This is a genomic window from Microcoleus sp. Pol7_B2 (genome assembly GCF_036701035.1).
GTDB lineage: Bacteria > Cyanobacteriota > Cyanobacteriia > Cyanobacteriales > Microcoleaceae > Microcoleus.
The window spans coordinates 1-21,512 of record NZ_JAUBQB010000067.1; the positions used below are offsets into that span (position 1 = coordinate 1).

General features: G+C 46.0%; 17 protein-coding genes. 7 read left to right on the plus strand and 10 right to left on the minus strand.

The window, feature by feature from the left end:
• Positions 1-36: 36 nt before the first annotated feature.
• From QUA57_RS21520 to QUA57_RS21530, 3 genes are all read right to left on the minus strand, one after another.
• Positions 37-441 (minus strand): hypothetical protein, encoded by a 405-nt coding sequence (locus tag QUA57_RS21520; protein WP_333063496.1) that lies wholly within the window; start codon positions 439-441, stop codon positions 37-39.
• A 283-nt stretch (positions 442-724) separates the two neighbouring features.
• Entirely contained in the window at positions 725-1,693 is a 969-nt protein-coding gene (locus QUA57_RS21525) for a hypothetical protein (protein ID WP_333063497.1), read from the minus strand.
• A 9-nt stretch (positions 1,694-1,702) separates the two neighbouring features.
• Positions 1,703-3,313, minus strand: coding sequence for a glycosyltransferase family 39 protein (locus QUA57_RS21530; protein WP_333063498.1), 1,611 nt, complete (start codon positions 3,311-3,313; stop codon positions 1,703-1,705).
• A 1,090-nt stretch (positions 3,314-4,403) separates the two neighbouring features.
• Between QUA57_RS21530 and QUA57_RS21535 the strand changes: the two genes are divergently transcribed.
• Positions 4,404-6,455, plus strand: a complete 2,052-nt coding sequence (locus QUA57_RS21535; protein ID WP_333063499.1) for an iron uptake porin — start codon at positions 4,404-4,406, stop codon at positions 6,453-6,455.
• A gap of 159 nt (positions 6,456-6,614) precedes the next feature.
• Here QUA57_RS21535 and QUA57_RS21540 read toward each other — a convergent pair whose 3' ends face one another.
• Both QUA57_RS21540 and QUA57_RS21545 read right to left on the minus strand, forming a co-directional pair.
• Positions 6,615-7,868: an FIST N-terminal domain-containing protein gene (locus tag QUA57_RS21540; RefSeq protein ID WP_333063501.1), complete on the minus strand. Its 1,254-nt coding sequence runs from the start codon at positions 7,866-7,868 to the stop codon at positions 6,615-6,617.
• 190 nt (positions 7,869-8,058) lie between these two features.
• Positions 8,059-8,307, minus strand: a complete 249-nt coding sequence (locus tag QUA57_RS21545; protein WP_333041277.1) for a hypothetical protein — start codon at positions 8,305-8,307, stop codon at positions 8,059-8,061.
• Positions 8,308-8,611: 304 nt separating this feature from the next.
• On the opposite strand from QUA57_RS21545, the gene QUA57_RS21550 reads away from it, so the two are divergent.
• The 5 genes from QUA57_RS21550 to QUA57_RS21570 all read left to right on the plus strand — a co-directional run bounded on the left by QUA57_RS21550 (position 8,612) and on the right by QUA57_RS21570 (position 12,883).
• The gene (locus QUA57_RS21550) at positions 8,612-8,848 is read left to right on the plus strand and encodes a Calvin cycle protein CP12 (protein ID WP_190662788.1); all 237 of its coding nucleotides are present in this window, start codon (positions 8,612-8,614) and stop codon (positions 8,846-8,848) included.
• A gap of 400 nt (positions 8,849-9,248) precedes the next feature.
• On the plus strand, positions 9,249-9,869 hold the full coding sequence (locus QUA57_RS21555; protein ID WP_333063502.1) for a DUF3177 family protein: 621 nt from the start codon (positions 9,249-9,251) through the stop codon (positions 9,867-9,869).
• Positions 9,870-10,137: 268 nt separating this feature from the next.
• Positions 10,138-11,592 (plus strand): hypothetical protein, encoded by a 1,455-nt coding sequence (locus tag QUA57_RS21560; RefSeq protein WP_333063503.1) that lies wholly within the window; start codon positions 10,138-10,140, stop codon positions 11,590-11,592.
• A 515-nt stretch (positions 11,593-12,107) separates the two neighbouring features.
• Positions 12,108-12,389, plus strand: a complete 282-nt coding sequence (locus QUA57_RS21565) for a peptidoglycan-binding domain-containing protein (RefSeq protein ID WP_190663498.1) — start codon at positions 12,108-12,110, stop codon at positions 12,387-12,389.
• Positions 12,390-12,610: 221 nt separating this feature from the next.
• Entirely contained in the window at positions 12,611-12,883 is a 273-nt protein-coding gene (locus QUA57_RS21570) for a peptidoglycan-binding domain-containing protein (protein WP_333063504.1), read from the plus strand.
• 48 nt (positions 12,884-12,931) lie between these two features.
• Here QUA57_RS21570 and QUA57_RS21575 read toward each other — a convergent pair whose 3' ends face one another.
• Entirely contained in the window at positions 12,932-16,327 is a 3,396-nt protein-coding gene (locus QUA57_RS21575) for an ATP-binding protein (RefSeq protein WP_333063505.1), read from the minus strand.
• A 258-nt stretch (positions 16,328-16,585) separates the two neighbouring features.
• Entirely contained in the window at positions 16,586-16,891 is a 306-nt protein-coding gene (locus QUA57_RS21580) for a hypothetical protein (protein ID WP_333063506.1), read from the minus strand.
• 407 nt (positions 16,892-17,298) lie between these two features.
• Here QUA57_RS21580 and QUA57_RS21585 point away from each other — a divergent pair, with 407 nt between their 5' ends.
• Complete coding sequence (locus tag QUA57_RS21585; protein WP_006635886.1) at positions 17,299-17,598, plus strand: DUF7734 family protein; 300 nt, start codon at positions 17,299-17,301, stop codon at positions 17,596-17,598.
• Between the two features lie 91 nt (positions 17,599-17,689).
• On the opposite strand, the gene atpC is transcribed toward QUA57_RS21585, so the two are convergent.
• The 3 genes from atpC to QUA57_RS21600 form a co-directional block, all read right to left on the minus strand.
• Positions 17,690-18,097: an ATP synthase F1 subunit epsilon gene (gene atpC / locus QUA57_RS21590; protein WP_190663502.1), complete on the minus strand. Its 408-nt coding sequence runs from the start codon at positions 18,095-18,097 to the stop codon at positions 17,690-17,692.
• A gap of 155 nt (positions 18,098-18,252) precedes the next feature.
• Positions 18,253-19,710, minus strand: coding sequence for a F0F1 ATP synthase subunit beta (gene atpD, locus QUA57_RS21595; protein ID WP_006635884.1), 1,458 nt, complete (start codon positions 19,708-19,710; stop codon positions 18,253-18,255).
• 132 nt (positions 19,711-19,842) lie between these two features.
• Positions 19,843-20,673: a PEP-CTERM sorting domain-containing protein gene (locus QUA57_RS21600; RefSeq protein WP_333063507.1), complete on the minus strand. Its 831-nt coding sequence runs from the start codon at positions 20,671-20,673 to the stop codon at positions 19,843-19,845.
• Positions 20,674-21,512 lie beyond the last annotated feature (839 nt).

Consider the following 21,512-nt stretch of genomic DNA (forward strand, 5'->3'; position numbering starts at 1 on the left):
GCACGCTAACTTACTCTCCATTTTTGGAAACAATACCTAATTTACCAGGGTTTGAGCCTTAACTGAACCGTATTGATCTATAAATTTTTTTTCACCGATCAAGAATACAGAACTGGAACCAGAATTCATTTCAATCGTAATCCCATACTCTTCTATGACTTGAACTCGATTTATTATATAGTCAGACATTAAGAAAATAAATATTGCCATTGGCAATGGAAATACATTGATATTGATGGGGATAGTTGCAAGACCAATCCCTAAAAATGTCCAGTACCAATTAGGTAGTTTTTTTGTGAAACTTTTGGATTTTTTGCTAACCCGAACGCTGCTGATATTACGGATATAATAAATAGTGTCATTGACAACCAAAACTCTGCCTGCAAACACGAGCTTTGTGTGATTTTGCTCCTCCGAACCAGTTGTCGATTGGGTTGGCATTTTTCAGTCCTTAGTGTTCGCTAAATCTCGAATCTCATAGTAAATCCAGGTTAAATATTCCCTTTATGTTTTAGTCCGCGTAGGCGGAGGCAAGCTTGTGGAGTAGCATTTTCAAACGCCGAGTCCGCTAGAGCGGCAATCCAGTAGAATGATTTTAAATGAAAAATGGTTGTTTCAGCGCTGGAAAATCGACGATTTACTGACTCAAACCTAATGATTTGAGCCAGTAAATCATACCGTTGACGCTGCTACGGGGTTCTTATAGACCCCGTAGCAGCAACTTCTAAGAATTCCCCGAGTTTCTAACCGGGGGAGATATCAACTGCCGAAACTTCTTCTTAAACTTATTCTTATACACGTAGATCGATCGCTGCCAATCCTCAAATTGCAGCGACATTTCGGCCGCCAAACCGGTGCGGTTCCAAACATCCTCCTGACACTTGCGGCGGCAAAAATTCATCGGTTCCGAGTAAACTTTCCCAGTAGATAAACTGGGCTTCGGGCCGCACCAGTGAATCACAGTCGCCTGAGTGCGATCGGCCGCAGGCCCGCTTGACTCCACCGGAAACCGCTTTCTCACAAAATCCTGGTCAAAATCCGGCACCAACAACTGCATATCCACACTCTGCACCCGCAGCCGATTTTCTTGCGCCGCCCGGAAAATCATAAAGTTCAAAAACCCCATTTCTCCGTACTTAAATATCCCCGGATTTGCCGCCGTAAAATCTAAAATTTCTACGTATTCTTCCAAGCTAAAAACGCCGCGTTTTGCAAAAAAAGTACCAGTGCAGAAATAATTTGCTCGATATTTCGACCAGCTAAAACTGGGGAAATGCTTTTCAACGCCCGGAATGTCAAAGAAAAATTTTGAAACATCTGCATCGGAATTTTCCTGACAAGGTTGGTCTACAATAAAATCAAATTCTTGAAAATTAGCCAATTTGAGAACATCGCCCCAGACGATCGTATCGGCATCCAAAACCATAAAATTTGACCAAGGACTTTCCCAGAAAGCAATCATTTTAGTTTTTCCCCAACCAAAACTTCTTTTCCTGAGAACCTCTTCAGACACGGTTGTGCGATCGATCACTCGCACCCCATAGGACTTTTCCAAAGCACTCACAGAAAACGTACCGTCTATCAACAGACAAATCGGCACATCTCCCAGGAAATATCGGATGCTAGCACAGCAACCCTTAGCAAACAGATAATCTTGGTCGCAGCAGGCAATAATAATACCAAAGTCTTCCATAAACCCTCACTATTTTACTAACTTGCCTACCCACAGCTTTTCGGTTTTTTGTTCTGAAAGCAGCTCGATTTTCAAGTTTTGCATTTTCGCCAGCTTAGCACTAAACTTCTGCGATCGCCCGTAGACAAAAACATCGCTAAAACCACTAGGAATATTGGGTATAGTTGGTCTGTCAAACAACTGAGCTCGACGCCGCGCTTCCGGGTCAAGCAACACCAATTGCAGCCGCATTTTCGGTTCTAACAAATGACTCATTGACAGTATATTTCCCAGGCTGACTTCCGAGATATCACTGACAAGCAGCGGCTTTGGAGAACGATCGATCCTGCGAGCAATTTCGGGATTTTCCCGGCCCCATTCCTTAGTCCACCAAGTCTCGGCTTGAGAACTAACGGCATTCGACAGCAAGCCGCCCGTTAACAGTACAACTGTCAAAACTTTCCACATTTGCCGTTTCCAGCTTGGCACGCCCAGCGCGGTAATTTTAGTCGCTAACAGGTAAGCAACAGCGATTTGCATCCCCAAATAAGTCGGAAATAGGTAGCGAGCTTTAGTCGAGCGGATTCCTCCTAATATAACATCCGGCAGCACGAGTGCCAGTGCTGTCACCGCCATCATCGTCACCACAAACAGCCAAACCTGTTTGCTCGTCTCCGAACACAGAAAATAAACTGCATACCCTACGATTGCCACTAAAATTAAAGTAGCTGCCATTAAAGCAATAAGATATATCGATATAGCACTAGAACTTAGCCCAAAATCAAAAAAAACGCGACCGATATTTCCGGCCCAATTCTTAACTAAAGATAGCCTCTGACTTTCTAGATTTGCCCAACTTGTCGCCCCGGATGCTGCGCTTTTATTTATCAGTAAAATTACCATCCAAGGCAGAAATGCTAGCAACGACACGGCACTTGCGATCGAGTAACTCACTAGCTTTTTATTCAACGTAAAACCTTGAGTTTCTACTAGATAAATTCCATGTCCGAACGCAACTAATAAGCTAAATAAATGAGTATAAAATCCCATAATATTTGCTACTGCGTAAATGCTCCAACTCAGCTTTGTTGGCAGCCGCATTGCTCGTAGCAGAGACGCACAAGAAAGCAAAATCAGCGCCGGCCACAAACTGTAGGGACGTGCTTCTTGAGCATAAAGCACGTGCAAGGGAGAAACTGCTAGCAATCCCACGGCTATCCACGCAACTTCCGGCGATGCAAACAATTCTCGGCACAGCCAGTACAGGGCAGGAAACGCTAACAAACTCATCCAAACTGAGAAACTTCTTATCGCCGCAGGAGAATCACCGAATAGTTTTGCCCAACACTGGACTGCCAGAAAATACAGTGGTGGCAGTTGAGGTTCTTCTATGGCCAAACTTTTAACCGTATCGCCAAAATTTTTTGTCGCATTCAGGCGCTGATATTTCATCAAATCTTTGGCGGCTACTAACTGACCGCTGCTTATTTCATGAAGAACTTCTGTTTGCGTGTATCCAGAAATCCGCAGGGAAGTAAATGCTTCATCGTACCAATAAAACTTGGTGTCGATGTTGACGAAGCGAAAGAAAAATCCTAATAGCAATAATACCACTACTAACAGCCGCAGTTGTGTTTTCATCCCAATCAGAGATGGTGTAAAAAAATATAGATGGTACGCATCAATTTAACATACCATAGAAAGAGCGAGTGCATTGCCCAATCTATAGGTTGTTCGATCGCCCTCCCATAACTGCCGACATTTACTTGTCTTCTTAGCAAATTAAAACCGTCTTGGATGCAGTCCTTACTCTCATAAACTCGGTTTTTTAACTTCGAGCGATCGCCTAAAAGCAACTATTTGCGTTCCTCAAACCCTGTTGATGCGTCCAGGATGCCCGGAGAATCAATGGATACTTTGGCAGTGGCATAAATTACAGAGAAAATGTGCTTTGAGATCCCGAGGCTGTGCCAAAAAAATAACTGGTTGTCAAACGCAAGACAGCGAGGCCACAAAACTATAATTTCAGCTAACAGAGATTCAGTCGGCTGCGGCTGCCAGACCGCAAAAAAATTGTGTTAAAATAACGGGAAATTAAATCCGCCGACGGCCCGTCTCAAAAAGGGCGATCGCCCTGGCAAGTCCCGACGGCAGCGGGCATCAAAAAACCAAAATTGGTCAAGCCTGAACTTTGGTTTGGATCGGGTAAATCTACCAGCCTTTAGGTCTCAGTTCCCCACTCATGGCGGGAAAATACCCCCTGCCGGGTCGCGAGGTTTAAAGTGAGGTTAAAAAGCTTGACATTATAGGATATAAAGCTGTATAAGGGATGCGACAAGCAGCCACAATCCTACCTATAACTGTCTGTTAAGTCTGGCATAACCGAGGACTCTGGGCAGTTGTCAGTTAGAGGCAGATTGTGGTCGAACCCGTAGAACCAGTTGTCGATAGCCTACAGAGCAACTTAAGCAAATCTGGCGATCGACAGATGAAATTAGCACGTGATGGTATAATCAACTGTAATGTAATGTGGGCTTGACCTGAATTGATGCCGGGGCGGTATAAGGGCTGGGCCCCTACGTTCAAGCAGAAGTAGACACGCCTACTGTGAATCAACAGTTATGGATAGGTTCTATTTTGGCAGTTATTGTCAACAGGCAAGCAACCACAAAAATTAGCAGTTGGGAATTGCTGCTCGTCGAGTTGAATAGAGTGTGAAGGTGTGAGGAAAATGAACAGAACTTTTTGGAATTTACTGCTAGTATCCCCGGCAATTCTGGGGCTATCATCAGTCATGAGTGCCACTGCGATCGCCGCAGAAGTGACCGCAACCGCTGAAGCCAACCAGCTAGCTACAGCTCAGTCATCTGAGTCAAAAATTGCAGAAATAGTTGGAGAAATAGTTGCAGAACCAGTTGCAGCAGCCCCTGCTGCCCCAGAAAACCTGGCTTTAAACAGCAGCGTCGAAGCGGCCCAAACCCCGGTCGTTAACGAAGCAGACGCTGAAAAACTCGCCTCAATCGAACCCGAAACCAGCGCAGCAGCAGTGCCAACAACACTGCAAACAACAGGGAGCGACATCGAGTTAGCAGCCCCAATCGCTCCGGTCAGCGCCGCAGCACCGACTGAACCTCTAGCAGCAGCAGGCACAGCCGAATCCTCGCCCCAAGCATCAGACTTGGCTGAGCAAATCAGCCAGACAGACGCCCCTGGGAAAATTGAAGTGCCAGCAGTCGCCAGCACCCCAGCCACTAAGGTAGAAATTGCTCAGACACCAGCCGCCGGAATGGGGGGCCCCATCGTCCCTGTTGCTCCCCAAGCGCTGCCGGCCCAACCGTCGGGAACCATGTCCCAGGTGACATCAGTCACTCAGCTCTCCGACGTGCGCCCGACAGATTGGGCATTCCAAGCCCTGCAATCCCTAGTCGAACGCTACAGTTGTATCGTAGGTTATCCCGACGGCACCTACCGCGGCAACCGCGCCCTGACTCGCTACGAATTTGCAGCCGGCGTCAACGCTTGCTTAGACCAGATAACCCAACTCATTGGGTCAACAGGTAACTTAGTTACCCGAGACGACTTAGCTATCCTGCAACGCCTGCAAGAAGAATTTGCAGCCGAACTCGCTACCCTGCGCGGACGAGTAGACGGCCTAGAAGCTCGCACCGCAGAACTCGAAGCCAACCAGTTCTCCACCACCACCAAATTGGCTGGAGAAGCCATTTTTGCTGTCAGCGACACCTTCGTGGGAGATGGTATCCGCCTTGAGGACGATAGAACAGTCACCAACTTCGGCTACCGGGTGCGGTTGAACTTCAATACCAGCTTCACCGGTCGAGACTTGCTCAGAACCCGCTTGCAAGCCCTCAACGTCGCCAACTACTCAGCAGCAACAGCTACGGGTACTAACATGGCTCGCCTAGCTTTTGATGGAGCTGAGAACAGCAATTTCACACTAGACGAGTTGTACTATCGGTTCCCGATGGGTAAAGCTACAGTCTTTGTCGGTCCTAAAGGACTTGACCTAGATGAAATTGCAGACCAGGCTTCTACCTTTGGTAACTCTACGAGTAACGGTTCACTTTCCAGATTTGGAGTTCGCAACCCGGCCGTATTCCGCGGCCCGCAGGGAGCAGGCGCAAGTGTGAGTTTCAACTTGGGCAGCTTCCGAGCTACCGCGGGCTATCTCGCAGGCGACGGCGATGCTCCCAACCCCGCAGACGGCAGGGGCGTTTTCGACGGTTCTTTTAGCGCTCTGGGTCAGATCGGCTTTTTTAGCAGACCGTTTGACTTGGGCTTGACTTACACCCGGAAATACAATCGCGCAGGTGATGTTAACCTCATGGGCGGCGTCGGCAGTTTGTTGGCTAATCGGCCCTTCGAGCAATCACCCACCGCATCAGATAACTATGGGGTGCAAGTTAACTTCAAACCCAGCAGTCGCTTTCAGATTGGCGGTTGGTACGGTTATACGAAGGCTGAACAACTGCGGGGCGGCAACAATGACGCTACCATCCAGAATGGTGCTATCACTGTGGCCCTGGGAGATTTTGCCCGACAAGGCAATGTCCTCGGCTTCGTCTTCGGTGTACCGCCAAAAGTTACCGAGAGTGATGTCGCCAGAAACCGCGACACCTCTTATCACTTAGAGGGTTTCTATCGCTTCCAAGTCAATGACTTTATTTCGGTGACACCGGGCGTCTATGTGATTCTGAATCCCGAACACAACGACAGAAACGACGATATCTGGGTCGGACTCCTCCGTACTACCTTTAGTTTCTAAGGTTTCCAGACATCTAGTTACAGCTAAAAGCGGCAGGCGACTGCCGCTTTTAGTTATTGGTCATCAGTCGATCGATTTTAGGTTTTAGATTTTAGATTTTAGATTTTAGTCAACACTTAACCGTCATCAGTCATCAGTCAACAGTCAACAGTTCACAAATTATGAATTTTGGCGGCAAATCCCGAATACGGAGGTGTAGCCGTGCAGAAATGTGCTACCGCCGACGGGGCCGATTTCGCCGTTGCAGAAAAAGCCGCTCAAGGGAATGTTTTTGAGGTATCGGCCGAACAGTCGGGAGTCAAAGTTCGATTCGCCGTAAAGCCCTTCACCGCGCCCCAAACAAGAGAACATCAAGGCGCCGGCGCTGGATGTACCACTGTACTCGGCGGCCCGCTGATAGCGATCGAGCAGCATTTCTAGGTCTTCTGCGGAGGTGCGCGCGTCCCGCAGATGAAATTGGATGCGCTGTCCGGGACGGACTCGATCGCCGATCGCAATTGCTCCCACTTTCGGATCTACTCCCAACAGATTGCGGATTAAAAAATCTCCCGGCTCTAATGTCAGCTTGAATTCATCGCTGACTAAGCCTACAAATAACGAGTGCTGGGCTAATTCTCGGTCTTCTTCGCTCAAAGTTTGAACTAACTCTCGCAAAGCCTCTAGGGGCGATCGCTCGATGCCCGCGCTGCCCGTATCGTCGGTTTGTTCTTCGAGTTTCAGCAAAATATTGCGCTCTCCTTCCGTCACCCGATAAGGATGCCCGATCGGCCTGCAGCCTTGAGCTACGATCGTTTCCAAAACTATATTGCCGCTCAAAGCTACCCCAACCGTCCCTTCTCGGTAAAGCTGATAGTCGCAAAACAGCGCCGCGCCTCGGCCCGCACCGTCCCCGCCGGCGAGCCCCCCTACCTTCGCCGCACCTGGATAGGCATAATCTAGCCCTTGCAGCAAATCGTTAATTTTTGCGGAAAAGGGGTCTGCCAAGATGATGAACTGCGGTTCTTCCTGAGCCGGCACGCCCAAGAGATCCACCCAAGTATCCGGAGGACTGTCTAAGTCGGGCAGTTCTTCTGCACCGACGTGAAAAGTTCTGACATTCACTCCCGGCAAACGGGCCAGACTGAGGCTGACTGCCGGAGATCCCTCGACTTCTTCGGTGAGGCCGCCCCGGTTCGTGCCGATGACTCCTCCCCCGCCGCAGCCCAGGATCGCGGGTACTGGCAGCAGTTCTCGGAGTAAAGGCATCAGCCGAGAATACTCGCTGGCAAAGGCAGACGAGATAAATATCAGCGCTAAATCAGCCGGGCCTTCTAGGTCGCGATCTGCTTGTTCTATAACTTCTTTGAGGGCGGATTCCAAAGAGGGACGGGTTGATAAAGCGCTGACCCATTGCATTTGGTTTTGGGTGTACATAAGGCAAACTTCTCTATAAAACTATCTCTATACATTAGGCTAACTGGAACTGGCCACTGGGGGGACGCTATTGTTGGGCGATCGATTCCCCATCGATTGCCGTTCTTGTGTTAACATAAGTTAACATGAGTGTCCCATTAATCTGTTTAGTGTTAAATGCCGTATTCAGCTAAATCTTAAAAGATAAAGCTCAATACAGTTTGACACACCAACCTCGTGTAATGTTTTCATCAAAAGTAAGGTCAGCTCGACCTACATTGATGCCTGTGGACTCTTCCCCCGCCGACGGGGTAGAGTAAAGCAGGAAGTAGAGACGGCTGCTGCGATCGCACTTATGGATGGTTTGTCTCTGGGCTGCTGCAACAGCAGCGCATCTCAAGCTATTATTAGCTGGGGTCGCCAGACCGAAACAGCAAATCCAACCCAAACTAACATCCAAAAAGAAAACCTTTCTTACTTAATAAGGTCAACGACCCAGGTCTAAAGACACGCTCGCTTCGAGCCTAAGACTTAAACCACAGTTGACCCGCCTAAGACTTTAGAAGTCTAGGTTTTTTGAGTTATGACACCAAGTGGCTGCTTAGCTAGTCCCTTGCTCTGTCGTTAACGGTTAAACATCTTTATTTGGGTTAAGGACGTGCCGTTAGCCGAACAAGCTCACTAAACAAAGGCGCGTGCTAACATTACCTAGAAATAGGTCGGGGACAACCATATTCTCCTACACTTTCCTACCAACAAGTTTTATGACAACAACACCCGCAGGCAACATCCAAGAAAAAATTGAAGAAGAACTAGAAAGCGCTCGTACCGTCTGTGACCTCAAGGGCGCCACTTCCGGGGAATGCGCGGCGGCGTGGGACGCAGTTGAAGAACTGCAAGCAGAAGCTTCCCACCAAAAGCAAGTCAAACCTAAGAATTCTTTTGAAAAATTTTGCGACGACAATCCTGACGCTGCTGAGTGCCGCATCTACGAGGAATAAACGAGCCATTTAGCTCTAAGCCTTGCCTCCCGCGCCGAAATCTAACTTTTGGCGCGGGAGAATTTTATTTGAGGGGTTGAGCCTTGAAATAATGGTGAGATTTGCCCTCTATCCCAATACGCTTCAAATCCGCCAGCTTCCCCCTCGCCCCCCAAGGGGGACAAGAATTTGCTGTTGCGTCCCCCTTGGGGGGCGAGGATGGGAAGGAGATATCTCAGGAATAAACAGTTTTAACTCAAGCGTATTGCCGTCTATCGTGTCTCAAGTACCCTTCAAAGCGCGCCAAGTACCTTAGAAAAGGTAGCAGTAACTAAAACATTAAGACCGTATTCTGATTGCTGATTTTTTAGCATTTTTGTAGTAAAATTTGTGACAAATAAGTGAGTATATTTTCCCAAAGATGTTGAGTCTTTTATTGGCAGCCACCGGGCCTTGGTTTCAACCGCTAGTCTGGATGGATTACCGGTTGTCTGTGTTATTAACAATTTCGATCCCGCTGGTAGTGCTGATTTGGGCTGTTGTGGCAAAAGCTGAGGCGATCGTCCGTTTGTCGATTATTTATTGGCGGGTGGCGAGTTTGCTGGCAATTACACTTTACCTGATGATGGCTGCCCTGCCTGTGAGCTTTGTATCCTCGGTGATTGGGAGGGCCTTAATTCCTGCTAGTCTGTGGTTTTGGGAGGATTTAAACGAAGAAATTGCCGATCGACCGCAGTCGCCCCTGAAACTGGCTTTTACAGCTTGGCGGTGGGCGATTACTGTTTACAGCGGTTTGGGCGCTCTAGCTCAACTTCCCTTCCTAAGCTGTGCTTTTAAATCGCAAATTGAGGTAATTGACGAACCTTTTTGCCGCATTTGGTTAGACCCACCTTGGCTCTATAAACAAATGTTTCACCCTACGGCAACCCCTCAATTTTTGGGATTGTTGGGTCTGATAGGTTTAGTCATCTATGTAATTTACTTGTCATACTTTGTGCTTATTAGACTAGGAAAACAGGGGAGGTCAGCTACCGGAAATTAAGTTGAGTTTAAGTTAGTATTTCCCTCCTAAATTGCACCTAAAGTCTTCAACAAAACACTCGAAAATTCCAAGTAAAAAAACCGGGCGCATATACGAAAGAATCGAACTAACAGCAGAGTAGCTGACGTGACGCCGCCCAAAAACGGATACAAGCCGCCGACTCCTGTCGTGGAGATCTAAAAATTTTAGACTAAGGTTCAACCTTCCAGATTGATCTGTGGAGTAAATCTAAAATCTAAAATCTAAAATCTAAAATCGACTGACAGCAATGTTATTGGGAAAGACTGTGATGGATAGCAAACAAGCCTACTTACAGTGCTTAGAAAGGCTGATTTGGGCGCTCGATCGCCTGGAAGCAAAAGTCGAACCAAGTGAACTCGCTCGGATTGCCGAACTGATTGTTCAGCCGATGATGGGGCCCTGGCGGTTTTTTCACACTCCCGAACATATTTTTGATGTGGGGGGAAAGGAAGATGCGATCGAGGTTTTGGCAGCTTTATTTCACGATACAGTCTACGTGCAAGTCGATCGCAGCATTAACTTTAACGTCAGCTACTACATCACTCCTGTTGCAAAGGAGGTTAACAAACAGCTACAAATTCGAGATCAATCTGAACTGCCAGCGGATGCTATCTTCGAGATGGTAATGCTGGTATTCAATTTTGTACCGGGCGAAGTCCTCAATCCTTTCGCTGGACAAAACGAATTTCTCAGCGCTGTCGTAGCAGCAAAAGCTCTAGAACCATTTCTCAAACGCGAGCAATTGCTTCAAATTGCAGGCTGCATTGAAGCAACAATTCCGTTTCGCGCCGCCGATGCAGGATTAACGGTAAGCCAGCGTCTTTATGACCGCTTGCAAGCAATAAATAGCCGCTTTCACCTCAGTTTGACTGATGAGGAAATGCGGGAAACCATCAAAAAAGCTGTGCGAATCTCTAACCGGGATGTGATGAGTTTTGCTCACCATAGTTCAGCCAATTTTTTGGCAAATACTTGGAATTTACTGCCGGAAACCAATCACAATCTCATCTGCTGCGGTTTTTACACGGTTCGCGACTACCGAGTTGCTTTGCTCAAGATGGAAGGTTTTCTGAATTATCTCAAGCCAGAAATAATTTTCCGACAGTTTGAGGGATATCCAGACGATCGCACCTATCAGCGGTGGGAAACTACCGCTAAGTACAATCTCGAAATTGCAAAGCTTTATTTGGGGTGCAAACTGTCTGCCCTAGCCCTACTAGAAGCTCTTTCTTCGGATTTGGGGATTGAGGTTTCTCTGGCGATGATGATGGGAGGAATTCCCGATCAAGCTCCTAACTGCGTGCGCCTGGAAAGCTTTTTTCCAGAAATAGAGAAACCTTACCAACCTAAAATTGGTTTAGAAGCGGAAGTATTGAATTTATTAGAAAATGGGCGGGCTAAAAGCACTTCTAATACCGATTTGGAGAGTTCGCCCCTGACAACGTTTGTGGTAAAAATTGTTGGCTTTGACGAAATGCGCTATCAGTGCGATCGAGCTAAGGAATTTTTTGGAGAAAATCTAAACGCCGACGACTTTATTTCCGACTTTAACCCTATAGTTACAGAAATTGTCATTGATTCAATTCTCAAGTTGTTTGACAGCCGGAAATCTACTATTTACCGATACTATGATATCACTTCTCAGTTAAAGTCGCAACCCCAGAGAAATTTTCCCAATCGCCCTTTTCGCTCACATGGTTAACTAGCTTTAAATACAGTATTTTTGCCTCCTCTATATAAAAAACTATTACTCAGCTTGTATAAGAGTGCAGCGATTACACCGTGACAGGATTGATTGCCTCGCTTTCTCTACGTCAATCTGCCTATCCATCCCGACACCAACAGCCGTACAGGTAAGTGGGTATACGGGATTAAACCGCATAATGTAACACTATGTAAACAGATTTAAGTCAGCCAGTAGAGAGCCTTTGGAGACTTTGCCCTCGTTTACATAGGGGCGTTTTTTGGCGGCGACTTACTTATGGTGTGGGGCTGGTGCCAAAGATGCTAAAAGTTGATAAAAAATGGAAATTCGCTGCTGTTTGCCTTTGACAATTACTTTGTACAAGACGGATTGGATAGCGGGCTGTCACTCATCTGAGCTACCCCAGATAAGCGTCACTATAAAAAGCGACTGTTAAAGCACTTCCCCCCACAGCTACAACTGGGGAATAGCAAGTTCAAACGGCTTGCAAACCACTAATCCCCAATCAAACCATGCAAACCACAAATTCAATTTACGCTCAATTGCCTCTTTGCTCTTCACTGCCCACACTGAAACGAAATAATAGCACCACTGCTAATCAAAACGTGCGCTACCTCCAACAATCCTTAGTTAAAAACGGATATCCCGTCGCAACTGATGGATTCTTCGGCCCAAAAACCGAACAAGCAGTGATCAAATTTCAAAAGGAAAATAAGATTGCTGTTGATGGCATTGTCGGCCCTCAAACTTGGAGTCTATTAGGCGCTTGTTATACAGGTGAACCCGGATGTTAAATCCAAGTTAACTAATCCTAGGCGCACGGGTAGCAAGAAACTGGGTTTTTTCACAGCAATACTTCCTTTACGCCCCCAGAAACGCTAAAAAATCTGGTGATTGAGCGAAGGCGAAACCTCGTTTATGCCCGTCAAAAATGCCTTCAGGACTATTAATTAACATCTTTTCCCCGCTGCCCTGCTTTTAAACAACTTGCAAACAACCAATGGAGACTCAAACTATGCAAACCACAAACGCAATTCACATGGAATTACCTCCCTGCCGTTATTTTCCCCTACTGAAACGCAACGATGGCGTCACCCAAAATGAGGACGTTCGCTACCTCCAGCGGCTCTTGCACACCAGCGGATTTTCTGTAAATACTGATGGAGGATTTGGCCCGAAAACCGAACAAGCAGTCATCAATTTTCAAAAGCAACAAAAAATCGTTGCGGATGGCATTGTCGGCCCCAAAACTTGGAATAAATTAGGAGTTTGTACAACTATATTTTAAAGTTGGTGCAAGCATCTTTTAAAGAGATTAGGGCGGGCAGTGCGCGCCCTATTTCTCCGTCGAAATTTCCACTCCGCACCACCCCTCCGGGGCTCCGTACATTCGATACTTGCGAGATCGTTTGAAATACAGCATTGCTACCCGATCGTCCGGATTGATTTGTAAAATGTTTTGAAATACTTTTTGGGCGGCAACAAATTTTTGCTCGTAGTAAAAATTGAGAGCTGCTTGAAAAATCTCCGCAGTTTGCTGCTTAAGTACAATGCTTTCCTCTGTTTCTGTCTCGTAAATTTCAAAAACCGACACAGCATTTGTCTTTCCTTTCACCATTACTCGATCGACAAATCTGTACTTATATTTTTCTGGATCGTCTAGGCGATCGATAATTGCACCGCTAACTAGAATGCCCGCGCCGTAAACCTTAGTCAATCCTTCCAAACGAGAGGCGAGATTCACCGCATCAGCAATCACCGTACTTTCCATCCGTTCTCGCTCGCCAATTGTACCCAACATCAAATTGCCCGCGTGTAAACCGACGCCGATCGCGATCGGACACAAACCATTTTTTTCTCGCTGCTGGTTGTAGATATTCACTTCTTTTTGCATATCAATTGCTGCTCGTACACCATCATCAGGAGATGTAGGAAACAGTGCCATAACTGCATCACCAATGTACTTGTCAATAAACCCGTTATTTTTCCTGATTGCAGGGCTAACCCTTCCTAAGTAAGTGTTAATAAAGGCAAAATTTTCAGGCGGTGTCATATTTTCGGAAAGTGCCGTAAAAGAGCGAATATCAGCAAACAGCACGGTCATATTTCTTTCCTGATTTTCGCCTAATTTTACTTCAATAATACTCGGCTTTTCCAGCAAGCTTAGAAAATCGTGCGGCACAAACCTGCCGTAGGCTGCATTCAGTTTGGATAGGCGAATTTGCGTGTTAATTCTCGCCAACAATTCCTTTTTAATAAAAGGTTTAGTTACATAATCATTTGCTTCTAAGTTAAAAGCTTCTACCAAGTCAGTAGTTTGATTTTTAGCCGTCAGCATCAGAATCGGCATTTCTAAAGGGGAGTATTTTTTGCGAACTTCTCGACAGACTTCATAACCAGTCATCTGCGGCATCATTACGTCGAGTAAAATTAAGTCGGGCTTAAATCCTGATTCAATTAGATTTACAGCTTCTAAGCCGTTGCTCGCTTGAGTAATCTCGTAGTTTTCTATAGAAAGACTGTTAATGATGACCTGAATATTAATAGGTTCATCATCGACTACCAAAACTTTTATTTTTTCAGTTTCTAGCAAGTCGCTCTTGTCTGATATCGGAGAATTGATTAGAGATGATTGGCTGGCCAATTCAGGAATGATACCAATGGGAAAATTCTCGCTTAAACGCGGCTGCCTGCTGCTAACATCCGGCGGACTCTCAGATACGGGCAAAGTAAAGATGAATTGGGAACCAACACCTACAGTTGAAGATACCCAAATTTTACCTCCGTGTAATTCCACTAATTGCTGGGCAACCGTTAACCCTAAACCAGTGCCACCATATTCTCTAGCAGTGGAACCGTCAGCTTGTTCAAAGGATTCAAAAATTTGCTCTAATTTATCTTCGGGGATGCCAATGCCAGTATCGGATACAGTAATGGCTAACTGGGAATTAAGGGGTGATTGTGCCTTGCCAGTTACCAATTCTGCAGAAATTTCTACTGTGCCACTTTCGGTAAACTTAATCGCATTGCCAATTAAGTTGTAAAGTATTTGCTGCAACCGATTCTCGTCGGCTGCTATTGGCGGCAATTCAGGAGCGACTGAGTTAATCAACTGCAAGTTTTTTTTGCCTACTAATGGCTGAGACAAAGTGAGAATAACAGAGACTATTTCTCGAAGACCGACGGACTTAATTTGTAGTTCTATCTTTTTGTGTTTGAGCTGAGAAAAGTCCAGAATATCGTTAATTAAAGAAGACAATCTTTTGCCAGAGGATGTAATCAAGGCTAAGTTAAAATTTGTTGAGTCTGGCAGTTGTCCCGTAGCACCGTCTATTAAAGATTCTGCAATCCCAATAATGCCGTTGAGGGGAGTGCGGAGTTCGTGGGAAGTATTGGCTAAGAATTCGTCTTTCAGTTTGTCTAGTCGCTGCAATTCGATATTTTTAGTTTCTAAGGCAGTAAAAGATGCTTGCAGTTGTGCTGCCATGCTGTTAAAGGCAGCGGCAAGTACGCCCAACTCGTCGGAGCGATCGAGCTTTACAGTTTGGTCAAATTGTCCTTCAGATAAAGCTATTGCTGCATTTTTTAATTTTATAAGAGGTTTGATAATCCAGCCAGAAGTGAGAAGTCCTAACACAGTTGCCATGCCCAAAGCTGCCAAGCATAGCAAAACTGTAGTTCGGTTGCCCGCATGAATTTGTTCCATAAAGTCGGCTTCGGGAACGACAACGACAATTAGTAAATCTAAACCCTTGCCGTCTTGGAAGGGTAGAACTTTTAAAAATTGCTGTTTCCCGTTTATCTCAAAATGGATTTGCTGCAATTTGGTAATTTGGTAGAAGTTTTGAAAGTGACTTTCTAAATATTTAGCTGTAGTTTGCGTTACTGCATCGCTGCTTTCTGTAACTTTAAACAGTTCTTTTTGACCGTTTTGGGTGCGGAAAGGTTTTTCCGGTGTGGAAGTTGCCAGCAGCGTGCCGTTTCTTTCGATAATAAAAGTTTGACCAGATTGGCCTATTTTGAGGCTGTTTAAAAATTGACCGATACTGTCGAGACGCAAAGCAGCAATTAATACTCCTTCTAGCTGTTTCTGGCTGTTGTAAACTGGTTGCAGCGCGCTGAGAATCAATGTGGGTTCTAGTAAGGATACATAAACTGAACTCCAAGTGGGTTTGGCTTCTAGAGCTGCATAGGTGTAGGAAGGGTGCTGTCGGATGTCGAAGTTTTTGACGTAGGCTGCTACTGTCGTGCGATCGCCCCTATCATTAGTATTGTAAGAATAAAAATCAAAACCTCTAGATTGACCCGATGCGTTAATCAATAAAGTGCCGTTAGACATCTTTTCGCCAGTGCGATATTCTCCATCTTGATTAGCGATCGATGTAAAATTGATATAAGGATATAATTGCACTTGTCGCCACAGATATTTTTCCCAAGCTGACAAGTCTTTCATGTTCACAAAACCCAGTTTTACCGCATCCAGCTTGCTTTGATTGATTTGGTGCGGAGTTTCCAGATAAGTTCTCAAATTTTGCTCAATGCGATTGCTCACCTCGCTCATCAACTGATCAGCAAGGTCATTCACTGCTCTTTGAGAGTTCCTAAATGATAAGTATCCTACAATACCCACCGCTGCAAATACTTGCAAGACAAACGGAACTATGAGTACGGTTTGCAGCGTTGCTTTTCTTGAAAGTTTTGCCACTAAGTGCTTGAGAGAAAGAGTGGACATAACATTAATTTAGGTTGGAAAACCCAGTTAATACTTGGAGCGAAGGCTGAGCGCTGGTAAAGATTATAAACCATTTTGTACTTAAACACAACTTACGCAAGGAACACCCGATCTAGTTTCTACAATCCTTAATCTTATAGCAAATTATTAAAAGTCAAAGCGAACCATACGGACACGGCATTTCCGTGTCCTACTCCCCGCGCCGGACAAGGCATTGCCCTATCCCTACCGATGTTCACATACAATATATCTGTATCACTACTTTTCATCCAAAGCTTCTATCCCCGACCATCCTTCAGGCACTCCATACATTCCATTCTTTAGAGAGCGCTGGCAGTAAATTGCTGCTAACCTATCTTGAGGATTTCTTTCGCAAATCTTACTGAATAATTTTTGCGCTTCAGTAAAATTTTGCTCGAAATAAAGCTCCAGACATTTTTGAAATTCAGCAGCAGTTTTCTGTTTTAGTTCAATGCTTTGTTCTGTTTCTGCATCATAAATTTCAAACACGGAGACGGCAGATTTTTTGCCTTTTACTGTGACTCGCTCGACAAATCGGCACATATATTTTTCTCGATCGCCCAAACGCTCTAGAATTGAGTCACTAACTATAATTCCCGCCTCGTCAACAGTTATTTATTAGCTTTGAGTGGCAACTTACCAGAGCTGATATCAAGCAAAAAACTAGAATAAATAGCAGCGTATCTCCCAAGCTAAAGGCCGTTTAATAAAATTTTGACTAAGAAATGATAATTGCAACCTAGTCTTCTTGTGGTTCATAAAATATCGGACAAGTAGGTTTGGCAGCAGGAAATTTTTTCCGAGGTTTTTTACAAAATTTATATGATGTCTGCTTACTTCCTGCTGTAAAAAAAAGGTATACTTAACAATAAAAATTTAGCTGGATGTCCCTGAAGTTAGCCACAAAATTAAGCTATATTATAGCAGATTTCAGGAAAGTGAGATTTGCTATGGCTGACTCTATTGCTCGTCGCTTGGAACAATACACGGTAAAACGATCGCACGAAGTTTTAATCGTCAAGGCCCAAATTGACGGCGAATTCGATGAAATTGCTATTTTTAAAGGCTTTTCTAGCTCTTTGACGCGCTCGACCGCTTTCGATCCAGAGGTTCCTGTTTTGCCGGAGGAAGCAAAAATTGTCAGTGTCGATCGCGTGGAGAGCCCCTACAATCCCAATAACCCCCGCTATCTTCAGCAGGGGTTATCTTGGGAAACAATGCAATCTCTATTGTCCGAGGCGGGAGTTTAGGAAAACATTAGGGACACAACGCGAGAAAAACAGCAGGGACACAACATTGTTGTGTCCCTACTACAAAAGCACTATGTCCTTACCCTGAGAGCTAGAGCGTGCCGCCGGCAGCTTGGAAACGAGCTCTCGCGCGTTTGATTGCTTGCTTAGCTTTAATTTGCTCTTGGTCAGTGCCACTAGCGGACTTTTCCAAACGAGCTACTGCTTCGGTGTAAGCAGTACGAGCAGCTTCTTTATCAATGGTTTCGCCTTTTTCAGCGCCGTTGACAAGAATAGTAACTTTGTTTTCTTGGATTTCTGCAAAGCCACCCATCAGAGCAATAGACACCCATTCCTTGCCGGGACGGACGCGCATTACTCCGGTATCCAAAGCTGTCAACATTGGAGCGTGACCGCTCAAGATACCTAGTTGGCCTGTGGTGCTCGGCAGAATTACTTCTTCAGCATTAGAATCCCAAACAGTTTTGTCTGGGGCCACTACGCGCACAGTTAATGTCATAAATTGTCAGTTGTCGGTTGTCAGTTGTCAGTTGTCAGTTGTCAGTTGTCAGTTGTCAGTTGCCAGTTATCAGTTGTCAGTTGTTACCAATAACAAATAACTAATAACTAATAACTAATAACGACTGACGACTGACTACTGACTCATGACTAAAATTACTTGGCGTCAGCTTTCATTTTTTCAGCTTTGGCGATCGCCTCGTTGATATCGCCCACCAAATAGAAAGCTTGTTCCGGTAATTCATCAAGTTCGCCAGCCAAAATCATCTGGAAGCCCTTAATGGTGTCTGCCAGCTTGACGTACTTGCCGGGGGAACCGGTGAAAACTTCAGCCACAAAGAACGGTTGAGACAAGAACCGTTCAATTTTGCGAGCGCGAGAAACGGTCAAGCGGTCATCTTCTGACAGCTCATCCAAGCCCAAAATTGCAATAATGTCTTGCAATTCCTTATAGCGTTGCAGAGTAGACTGCACCTGACGAGCAACACCATAGTGCTCTTCGCCGACAACGCTAACTTGCAACATCGTAGACGTAGAATCCAGCGGGTCAACCGCAGGATAAATCCCCTTCGCAGCCAAACCGCGAGACAACACAGTTGTAGCGTCCAAGTGAGCAAAAGTCGTAGCCGGTGCGGGGTCAGTCAAGTCATCCGCAGGTACGTACACAGCTTGAACCGAAGTAATCGAACCTTCGGTAGTCGAAGTAATCCGTTCTTGCAAGTCGCCCATGTCTGTACCGAGAGTCGGCTGATATCCCACAGCCGAAGGCATCCGACCCAACAGAGCCGATACCTCAGAACCCGCTTGCACAAACCGGAAGATATTGTCAATGAACAGCAGCACGTCTTGCTTGCTGACATCACGGAAGTATTCGGCCATCGCCAGAGCCGACAGGCCCACGCGCATCCGAGCACCAGGCGGCTCGTTCATTTGACCGTAAACCAGAGCAATTTTTGACTTGCTGCGGTCTTCTTCGTCAATAACCCCCGACTCGATCATTTCTTTGTAGAGGTCATTACCTTCGCGGGTGCGCTCGCCCACACCACCGAACACGGACACGCCACCGTGAGCCTTGGCGATGTTGTTCACGAGTTCCATCATAATCACGGTTTTGCCGACGCCTGCGCCGCCGAACAAACCGATTTTGCCACCGCGACGGTAGGGCGCGAGCAGGTCAATCACCTTGATCCCAGTTTCAAACACCGAAGGCTTGGTTTCCAGTTCGGTGAAAGCCGGCGGGTTGCGGTGGATGGGCATACTTTCGGAAGTATTGACCGGGCCGAGGTTGTCTACGGGTTGACCGATGACGTTAAAAATCCGGCCGAGAGTTGGGATTCCGACGGGAACTTGGATCGCTTCCCCGGTATCTACTACTTCCATGCCACGCACCAAGCCGTCGGTGGTACTCATGGAAACGGCGCGCACTTGGCTGTCTCCGAGCAGTTGTTGAACTTCGCAGGTAACGGCAACGTCTTGACCTGCTTCGTTTTTGCCGGAAATTGTGAGAGCGTTATAGATTTGGGGCAGTTTGCCGCCTGGGAATTTTACGTCTACAACTGGCCCGATGATTTGGGTGATGTAGCCTACGTTCGTTTTTTCTGCGGTGGATACCATGAATAGTGCCTTTGTTAGGATGCTATTTTTCCCGTTATGGAAAAAGTCTTAACATTTAGAAATGCTATTTCTCAGAGTACCACTGAACAGACGCACTATTTAGATTTGTATGGGGCTGGTTAATAGTCATTTTTATGGTTGCTGCCCTCGCTTTTTTTTCTTGCGAGCCGCAGCCAAAGCCCCGATACCCAGGATAGTCCCGAACACTGTGACTGGTTCGGGGACTGGTTCAGGGACTGGTTCGGGGACTGGTTCGGGGACTAACTCAGCCGACACGGTGAAGTCTTTGAAGTCAAGCTCGGTTCCTGGTTTGGCATCGTCGAAGGAGATTTGTGTGCCATTAGCCAGTTGGGCCTTTGTGAGCGATGAAAATTGCTCTGGGCCTTTACCGCCGTTGATGTTTGCAAATGAGTCGCTGGAATTGTAGTTGAGCATAAAGTCACCAAACACAGCAAGCTGACATCCCGCCACCAGACATTCCTCTCTTCGGAACTGGGTGCCGGCGGCCCACCAGTTGGGGCTGTTCATGAAGGTACTCGACGAGACGTATTGCTCGAAAGGTCTGCCACTACCTGTGTCGCTCCACAGCAGCAGGGCATAAATTTGATCCTGCAAAAATGTGAAGGTTTGGGTGATGGAGCCGTTTTCGGAGGTGACTGCGTTCCCGAAGGTTGCTTCCCAGTTGTTGGCAGAGCCGTTATCTGAGGGTTGAGTCTCGTAAAACAGTCTGGCGATGTTGGTGTAGCCATTGTTTTGTGGGTCAGCTTGGGCCACCCACAAGCTTGACTGGTAAGGGCTGACAGAGTTGTTGAATCTAAAGTTGATCTTTGTATCTTGATCGAACTGGATGCCGCCAGTGCCAAACATGAAAGCTCGGACGGGCGGGCAGATGCTGAGCAACATTGTGGTTACCAAGCTGGCGACTGTAAAAGATGTTTTTTTGACTAGCGTTAAGGTAGTCATAACCCTGATTCCTCCTGTATTGTTAGGTAGTAAGGCGGAAAATGCCCTAAATGCCATGTTGCCGTGACGCGAATAGACGATCGCGAGCCTGCCATATTTAGGGCGATCGTCAAACCTAAAGAAGAGGCTCCACACCAGTGAATCTACATACAGATCTCACTTAAGGGTGTTTTGGAGTAAATGAGTGCTTCTTCTAAGAGTTTTCACTGACACCAGACTCGCATAGTTTAATCTGTCAGAGCAAGATTTTCATCCTGCCTAGACTTCCAACCTACTACATTTACTTCGTTTCGGTAACAGTCTAAAGTTGAGTGCAAGACTTGCAAATATTGGCTTTCATCAAAAATACATAAAAATTTTAATCGAGCTTTATAAAGTTTTGGTAAAGTTCATCCCAAAAATATAAAGTTTTTGAGAGAAAGTCTGCTGTTCGGTTCGTTGTCCTGAAAGCGGGCTGCAAGCTGCTCTGCCTATGCAGAAAGAAGCGGAGGCGACCGCGAGTAGGGAGTTGATCGAGTTTTTTGCCACTCTAAGCAAGCTGTATAACAGGCGATCGGAACTTACGTAGTTTTGACTAAAATTCCAAGTTTTTTAAACCCCTAACCCTCGCATTCTGCGCCATATTTTCCCCCACAGTCCCGGACGCATCAACCCGGTTTTTAAAGATAATTGCGTCAGGGAAGCTGTGAAAGTCGCAACAATAAACCAAGTTTCATTTCCCGCGCCTGACTTCTAGTAAAAAAACAGTTTTTACGTAAATCATAGTAATTAAAAACATACATTTCCTTGTCACATCCTAATTATTCGGCAAGTAAAAATAGGCTGGTCCTATTGACATG